The following is an 8455-nucleotide window of genomic DNA, read 5'->3' as shown; positions in this document are numbered from 1 at the left end:
CCAACACCATTTCTTGTATCTCCTGGCTGATATGGTCAAAGTTCTGGCGGAGTTTTTCGTCCAGTTTCCCGCCGAAATCATAAAAGGCGGGTAAAGGTTTATAACCCTTTTCTTCGCGCCTGATGGTTTCCATATCCAGATTGATCCGGCAGTTAACTGCGGATGTTTCAAACTGTCCCGTAAATTTCTCCTGAGCGTCCGCGGCGATCACACCAACCATTTCGCCCGAATTGAGCGAAGCTATTTTACCTGCGGGAATGAGTGCTTCCAGCTTTTCGTTCAGCGATGTGGATGTTTTGTTGCGGTCGATCGATAAGCTTTCGCCCATCTGTTTGGATTTACCAAAAAGCCTTTCCAGCCATTCCAACGTATCCTTATTCCTGACAGAGCCGGAAATCACCGTGCCGACAACCGCCGTGATGGTTGCTGCGGTATCTTTCCCGTACTGTTGGTTAAATTGCGGCAATTCCTGTAGTCCCATCAATACTGCAACCTTGTTAGACCGTGCCGTTGCTATTAAATTTTCTACCCGGTGCACGAATAAGGTCGGCACCTCATCTACGATCAGCGCGGAAGGCAGATTGCCTTTGGTGTTGATCAGTTTGGTCAGGCGGTTGATAATGATCGAATAACAGGCCGAGTTGATGTTTTGGGTGTTCGGGTCATTGGCTAATACCAGCATTCCAGGATTTTCCTTAGCAGATATCTTCAGATCGAAATCATTGCCTGAAAAAACCCAATACGTTTCCTTTGTTGCCAAACGGCTGATAAAGACCTTTAATGTACCGATCTGCCCTTCTAACTGGTCAAATGCTTTGGCATGGTATGCCGTCTTTTGCAAATCCAACGACAAATCCGGGCTTGATTTTGGCTGCCCTTTTTACCCGTTTGAGATTGAAAAAATTGTTGATTTAATTAAAAAATGCCATTGGAGCCGTAGGCGATAGCTACCTCCGAAGACAGGAAAAAAATTAATATCGACAACACAATGATCGCTATCGGGATACAAAAAAGCGATATACCATTCCCTTTTCCGCATCAGGGATTGGAAGCGTATCCTTCGATAGAAGATATAGCGGAAAGCCCGGCCCGAAAGGGATGCCCTCATTTTTAGCAGACAAAGCTGATAAAGCTTTATGAAAGCAAAATAATTTTTGAGATAAGCAAATGAGTTGATTAACTTTAAATAAAGCGCTATATAAATAAAGGAACTATGGGACTAAAGTCATTGCTGATGGGACTGATGCCAAAGCCGAAATGGAACGGTATGCCGGAAATGTTCCTGGCGATGGTCATGAAAATGCAGGCACAAAACAATAAGGTATATTCATTGCGGGAGGTAATTCAATGGGGAGAGATGATGCAGAAGATGATCCCGCGTGAAGCTCGATCCTTACAAAGACTTCAGCGATCTGGTAGCAAGAGGTATTCCTGATTTTTCTATGGTCGAAAAGATGAGGGGGAAATTAGAGGAGTTACATCAAAGGAGGGATCTGAAGCAAGCTATCTATGGCGAGCATGCAGACCTCGGGGATGATGATGTTATGAAGAGCGATTCCGAAGGCGCAGTTTTCGCCCGAAATTTCGTAAAGGATATGTCTAAATATGTCCAATTTTTCGAGGAAGAACAAAAAAAGCTGGACGAATTATAACAATGAAGCGGGCCCGTTTCACTTCCGTCTGTGTGCAGCGGAAAACCGCTCACCGATAATTTATTCGTTTTGCAATTGCTGTAACGCCGCCCTTTGCATTGATAGCGATTTTCCATATTTTTCAATGAACGTTATTTTATGATTACTGCTGCTGCTGTTTCGTGGGCATAAATAATTTGCCAAACGTTGTCTATCTTCTTAAAGGTCATGCTGCCAAGATAAGGGTCAATTTTCATCTTTTCACCTGATTTTAATTCAACCTCGTTACTGCCTATCCATGTATAAACTGGATATCCGGGGCCATAAAACTACAAAATCCTCAGCGGTGAAATGAACCCTACCATCACCATGCCCGTAGTCGAATTCGCCAAACCGAATTTTGAATGCGCATAGCTCGTATAGTCATAAAATCTACCTAAATAGGATGCGAAAAATTTAAGATTCAATTTTTTTATAGGATAGTATTCCAATGACGGAATAATACCCCAAGAAGTGCGCACATGGCTATTTTTTTGAGGATCAGGGTTCCCGTTCCAATAGGCATCACTAACCATCCCAATTACCGAAATATCCCACTTTGGTTGAAAAGCATACTGAATATGGAGCCAATGTTCAACGTAAGATGTGTTTAAAGCTGGGTACGGAGAATAGCTGATTGGTATTAAGCTGGTGACCAAAGTTAGTCGGTCTATATCATCACTCATATACTTGAAATCATACTGTATCAGCCATTTTTTCAGGTTTAACTGATTTCCTAATGCGGTGTAATAAACATTTTTTTTACTGGCTTCAGTAATCACTGTATAGCTCCAGAAAGTAGAAAATAAACCATGGGCAAAGTTCCCGCGCCAATTGCCTACAAAGGCTACTGGAAACTTAGCCGCCTTAACGCCAGGGATGGTATCATAAATCTGCGCGTAAGTTTGGGTCCTTGCATTAAGCACCTGAAAACCAAACTGGTGATTTTTGTTTGGTGTCCAGGTAAACTGCGCGCCGGTCAAAAAGTTATCAGCATAATTGACAATATCGTTATATTGATAAATGTCTATAGGGTTTGCATCAAATTCATAACCGCCATAATCGGCGCACATCTTACCAAAAGAAAGCGTAACTTTTTTGGACAAGTTAATCCCTATAAATGCCATATCTACAGCATGGTTAATATTGTCAACTGACTCAACCACGGGATCACGGGTGTAACGGTAGCGAAACCTGAAAAACACGGTAGTATCTAATACATAACCCTTTATTTCCAGCCTGAACTGATTCATAGCAAATGCGCTACCAGTATAACTGCCGTTTTTAAAACTGCTGTTATTGGCGTATTGCATATTGGCGATGACGTCCACATTTTTCAGGAGCATTGCCTTATCAAGAGGAATAATCCGTGAAGTATGATTGGTGGTATCACTTTGCTTTTCCAGTTGGGCGCTGGCTGTTGTTGCCAAAAGTATAAAGCAGCATACCCATAACATTGAATATCTTTTCATCATATTAAATTTAAAAACTGTAAGGATTTAATATTTAAAAAAATAACTCTGTAAAATGGCTTTGTTCTTAGTTTGCGTAAGCCCAAGCATTAAGAGTATCCTTGCTTTTTGCGGGTTCAGATCATCTCCCACGATAGTTCCCAATTTGACATCATCGGTTTCGTCGTGTAAAATAACCCGCCCAGTAGGAACACGGGTAGACCGGCAAACAATTACGCCTTTGCTGATAGCATCAGTTACAGCCGCAGTATTTATTTTATTCAAGTTACCATCGCCCAATCCAGCTGTGATCACACCGGCAGCACCAGCTTTCACATAAGCATTTATTGCAACGTCAGAAATATCAGCATATAATTCAACAACCGCTACTTCAGGAAGCTCGTTTAATTTGGTTACATCAAAGGGTGTATATTTATTACTGGCCCTAAGATCTTTGGTATAATAAGTAATTATTTTGCCAAGTACCTGTCCTTCAGGTCCTGTATTAGGCGAAATGAATGCGTTTACATGTGTAGTATTTGATTTTACAACTTCCCTGGAATTAAATATACTTCCATTAAAAACGACCATAACGCCTTTACCCTTCGACAGACGACTAGCCGCTACCTGCACAGCATCATATAAATTTTTAGGGCCGTCAGCACTCATAGCCGTACCGGCACGCATAGAACCTGTTAAAACAACGGGATCGTCAAAGCGATCTGTAAGGTCTAAAAAATAGGCAGTTTCTTCCATCGTGTCGGTACCATGTGTAATAACGATCCCATCTGCCTCATGATTTTTAAAAATTTCATTTATTCGTTTAGCCAGTTTAAGCCATACGGCAACAGTCATGTCTTGGCTTCCGATATTGCTGATCTGTTCCCCTGTTATGGTGGCCAATTTTTCTATTCCCGGTACAGCTTTTACCATGTCACTGATCGGTGTTACACCTGCTGTATAACCCGCAGCTGTCGCTGAAGTTCCTTTTCCTGCAATAGTGCCCCCGGTAGCAAGAATAATAATATGGGGTAGTTTTGCTGCATAAACGTTGCAGGCAATCATAGTTACAAAGATTAATAATAGTAGCTTTTTCATTTAATTTGTTTTAAATAGGTGATGTTAATTTTAGACTTTTTTACTTTTCCAATCAGCGGCGTACTCATGCAGTATTGCTTTAATGGCGTTACCGATTTTTTCATAATCTGCGGTATCCAGATTAGCGAGCGATACCCTGATACTCCAAACCGGCCCGTCAAAACCGCCGCCATTCAATAAAACAATTGCGTGTTCCTCAGCAAGCCGAAAGAGAATATCTACAGGGTCGAAATTCTTTTTGAGATATCGGGCAAATTCATTTCCATAAAACTTGACGGACCAAAGCATCATATCAATTTCTGCATAGTATCCAGCCCTCAATGGATCCGCAGGGACTGTAAAACCAACTGATGACCATAGTAGATTCAACCTTTTTTGAATAAGGCCCTGGGTCAGCTTTTTATATTTGCCAGGCTTATCCAAGAGTGCAAACAATGAAAACAGTGTCATTTGGGCCTGTTGAGGGCTTGATAAGCCAGCTGTATGATTTAAGGCGACGGAACGGCTGTCAGCAACCATCCTGTCTACAAACTTTATTTTTTCAGGATCAAGACTCAATGAGCTGTACCGTTTTTTCAATAGTTCTTTTTTTTCAGCAGGCAGTTCAGCGAGTAATTGATCATATATATTATTTTGATGAACAGCGATAACGCCTAACCGCCATCCTGTACAACCGAAATATTTACTGAAGGAATACGCGCATAGCGTATTATTAGGCAGTTCGGCCATTAAGGAACGAAAGCCGGGAACAAAGGTGCCATATACATCGTCTGAGATCACCATCATTCTTGGGTTTTCCTCTTTCACAATGCCAATCAATCGTTTAATAGTGTCGGGATGAATAGCATAAGAAGGCGGATTACTTGGATTAACTACAAACACAACCTTTATAGAGGGATCCTTTAATTTGTCAATTTCCTCATCGGGATATTGCCAGGTATGCAGTCCATCTTTTGTTGTAGAGCTTGCCTGGATATTAACGACCTCGAAACTGTTTCTGTCTAACTCAGGAATTTCAATGTAGGGGGTAAACGTTGGCACCAATAAAGCGATCTTATCGCCCTTATTTACAAGGAAGTTTTCCATCAGCGAGTCGAAAATATAACACATCCCGGCTGTCGAGCCTTCCACGGCAAATAGATCGAACTTACCTTTCGGGGGACGGGAATTACACATCTCCTGATCAAGGTAATCACGCACAATGACTTCGGCGTGTGGAAGCATACGAACAGGAGTCTGATAATTGTCTCCGATCAGGCTGTCAGCCAGTTCGTGAACGTACTCGTCCGCAATAAAGGCATGCTTTTCCAATCCATAGGCAAGAGATGCTTTGAGCAGGTCAATTCCCGGCAATTGGTGGTTTTTTTCAATGAATTTTTCAAACCTTTTTGCGATACCTTCTTTTTGAGGCATTCCTGCCATATCTTTATCGGCATTCATTGTTCGCCGCGATTCTTCAAGTGCGAATAACCCCAATGTGAAAAATGCTTCACGTGGCGTAGTCGCGATCCAGTTGGGATTACCCCGCCCGGCATTGAGCATTAACGCTGAACTTTTGCGCGAACGCGAAGAAGCCAATGCGATCAGTCTATCTTTTAATTCGAAAGGACTTAGCGTCTCTAGGCGCTTTTCCTCATCTCTGGATGTTTTTATTTCTGCAATCATAATTTTGTTATTTCATTAATAGTACAATGATCACCCCGCAAATAATCAGCAGGGTATTCCCTACCGCATAGGTCACGGTATATCCTAAAGCAGGGGTTTTGCTATCAAGTTCATCCTGTGCAGCACCAAGCGCAGCCGTGCAAACCCGTGCGCCGGACATGGCACCCAGGGTTACAGCCGGGTGAAATTTAAAAAGATAACGTCCCATCAGTATCCCGATTAACAGGGGGACTATAGTTACAATAGCGCCTACCACGAAGAGCATAGGGCCAACTTTTTCAAAGCCAGCTATAAATGACGGGCCGGCCATGATCCCCACGATAGCGATGAAGGTAGTAAGCCCAACTTTGGTCATAAACCATAAGGTGGGCTCTGGAATATAGCCCACATTGGGATGGCGGCTATGAAACCATCCAAAAACTAACCCGGCTATCAGTGCGCCACCACTTGTGCTCAAACTCAATGGCACTTTGCCTATATGCAGTACTAGCGCGCCAAATAGGCCGCCAAGAAAAATGCCGAGACCTGCCAAAACCATATCCGTTTGATTAGTAGGCCGGTCTGCATAACCAATATGGGGAATGGCATTCTCAACATTTTTCTTTAGTCCTGCTAATACAATCGTATCTCCAATATTCAATTTGGTCTTTTTCAAAATTGGAATCTCTATGCCTAGCCTTTTAACAGCGCTAATTGCTACACCGCTCATGAACGTCTTTGCCCTTAATTCAGTGAGTGTATATTTTGCAACCATTTTACTGGTCAAAAGCACACTGATTTTTTCGACCGGAAAATCTAAAAGTTCCGGATCATTGACCTCCTCGCCAAGGTGTTTACCCTCGTCAAGCAGGAATTCTTTTCGGCCACCCAGTACGATTACATCATGCTCATGAATTACAATATCTTTATCGTTTTCAAGAATTTTTCCGTTTTGGCGTATCCGCTCCACAAATAGCCGATGCCCTTGGGCATTCAACAATTTTTCCAATCCAATGATGGATTTCCCTTTGCCTATAGAAGTTGCGGATATTTTATAGGCATTATAAAGTACACGTTCTTCAGCAGGGAAAATTCCTCCATCCCCGTTTGCAAGGTCGCCACCCATGCTGGCTTCTAAATCTTTACACTGTTGTTTTACTTTTTCCAGGCCACCGAGTAGCATGGGCCCAATTTTCGATATCATGAGGATAGTACCTAGCGTTCCAAAGATGTACGTCACAGCATATGCTACAGGAATAATATTGATAAAATTGGTTTTGTTGGCTGCAGATATCCCCAGCGAATTGATAGAATCTGTGGATACACCGATCACTGCGGAAATCGTATTAGCACCGGATAGTAAGCCAACAGCTTCGCCAACACTATAACCCATCGCTTCGGCAGCTGCCCAGGTACAACCCAAGCAAACCAAAACGACAATTACGGCAAACAGCACCTGAGGCAATCCATCTTTTTTCAATCCCCGGAAGAATTGTGGACCTACACCGAACCCAACAGCAAAGAGAAAAATCAGGAAAAAGACACTTTTTACGTCGTTCGATATATTGATCTTCAATTGGCCAACCAGCACGCCAACCAGCAAAACACTGGTCACCGCACCCAGACTGAAATTTCCAATTTTTTTATCTCCCAACCAAAACCCTACACCTAAAGTGAAAAAGATAGCCAATTCGGGATGACTTCGTAATGTATTCAACAACCAATCCATAGTAAATTTATATGAATCAAATGTCAGCATATTAGAAAGTCGCACCTATGACAAAAGTCACAGGTAATTATGATGGAGGTCACGAATTGTTTTGCTAATAGCACATCTTAGCTAATAATGCAACAATTGGTATTGCCGCGGAGGAAATTGGTGTGGATGAGGCTTATTTCCGTGTGCATCATTTTGCGCGCCAATTGGCATCGCCATTTCATTTGCTTTCGGTTATTGGTGCAAAAACCAACAAAATAGAGATCGGGACTGGTGTGATCGATATGCGCTATGAAAATCCTATGTACATGGTGGAAGATGCCAGCGCTGCTGATCTGATCTCCGGAGGACGCTTACAACTAGGCATCAGCAGAGGTTCGCTTGAACAAGTGATCGACGGCTGGCGGTATTTCGGTTATAAACCTGCCGAGGGAGAAACAGATGCCGACATGGGACGACAAAAGGGTTTGGAATTTCTGGATAAATTAAAAGGTGACGGATTTGCCCAGCCTAACCATAATCCGATGTTTCCTAATCCACCGGGCTTGTTACGCCTGGAGCCGCATTCGGACGGATTGCGGGAACGTATCTGGTGGGGAGCTGGCTCTAATGCAACCGCTGTTTGGGCGGCTGAAAACGGCATGAACCTGTAAAGTTCTACTTTGAAATTTGACGAAAGCGGCAAACCTTTCCATATCCAGCAAGCAGAACAGATCAGGTTGTATAAGGAAGCCTTGAAAAAAGCCGGGCACCAGCGTGAACCAAGGGTTTCGGTAAGCCGCTCCATTTTTGCACTGGTTAATGAGCAGGACAGATATTACTTTGGGCAGGCTAAAGGAGCCGATAGCTTTGGTTACATAGAAGCTGATAGACGG

The 8455-nt window shown here is 42.9% G+C and carries 7 protein-coding genes and 1 pseudogene; 3 read left to right on the top strand and 5 right to left on the bottom strand.

Features of this window, described 5'->3' with window-relative positions:
- Positions 1-853 (bottom strand): TraM recognition domain-containing protein (locus ABIN91_RS18985; RefSeq protein WP_348053020.1); only part of this gene is annotated, 853 nt, incomplete at its 3' end.
- A 526-nt stretch (positions 854-1379) separates the two neighbouring features.
- Here ABIN91_RS18985 and ABIN91_RS18980 point away from each other — a divergent pair.
- Complete coding sequence (locus ABIN91_RS18980; RefSeq protein ID WP_348053019.1) at positions 1380-1652, top strand: hypothetical protein; 273 nt, start codon at positions 1380-1382, stop codon at positions 1650-1652.
- A 308-nt stretch (positions 1653-1960) separates the two neighbouring features.
- Here the strand turns inward: ABIN91_RS18980 and ABIN91_RS18975 are convergent, their stop codons facing one another.
- Genes ABIN91_RS18975 through aspT form a run of 4 tightly spaced genes read right to left on the bottom strand, consistent with a single transcriptional unit; the run spans position 1961 to position 7622 of the window.
- Entirely contained in the window at positions 1961-3142 is a 1182-nt protein-coding gene (locus ABIN91_RS18975) for a porin (RefSeq protein WP_348053018.1), read from the bottom strand.
- A gap of 27 nt (positions 3143-3169) precedes the next feature.
- A complete protein-coding gene (locus tag ABIN91_RS18970; RefSeq protein ID WP_348053017.1) occupies positions 3170-4219 on the bottom strand; it encodes a type II asparaginase in 1050 nt (349 codons plus the stop codon).
- 30 nt (positions 4220-4249) lie between these two features.
- Complete coding sequence (aspD, locus tag ABIN91_RS18965) at positions 4250-5884, bottom strand: aspartate 4-decarboxylase (protein WP_348053016.1); 1635 nt, start codon at positions 5882-5884, stop codon at positions 4250-4252.
- A gap of 7 nt (positions 5885-5891) precedes the next feature.
- The gene (aspT, locus tag ABIN91_RS18960) at positions 5892-7622 is read right to left on the bottom strand and encodes an aspartate-alanine antiporter (protein WP_348053015.1); all 1731 of its coding nucleotides are present in this window, start codon (positions 7620-7622) and stop codon (positions 5892-5894) included.
- Between the two features lie 74 nt (positions 7623-7696).
- Here aspT and ABIN91_RS18955 point away from each other — a divergent pair, with 74 nt between their 5' ends.
- Complete coding sequence (locus tag ABIN91_RS18955) at positions 7697-8233, top strand: LLM class flavin-dependent oxidoreductase (RefSeq protein ID WP_348053021.1); 537 nt, start codon at positions 7697-7699, stop codon at positions 8231-8233.
- A 9-nt stretch (positions 8234-8242) separates the two neighbouring features.
- Positions 8243-8455 (top strand): annotated as a pseudogene (locus ABIN91_RS18950) (LLM class flavin-dependent oxidoreductase); the annotation flags it as partial.

It is taken from the genome of Mucilaginibacter sp., assembly GCF_039921305.1.
Lineage (GTDB): Bacteria > Bacteroidota > Bacteroidia > Sphingobacteriales > Sphingobacteriaceae > Mucilaginibacter.
Note: the sequence above shows the minus strand (reverse complement) of the source record. Positions and strands in the feature narration are given on the sequence as shown.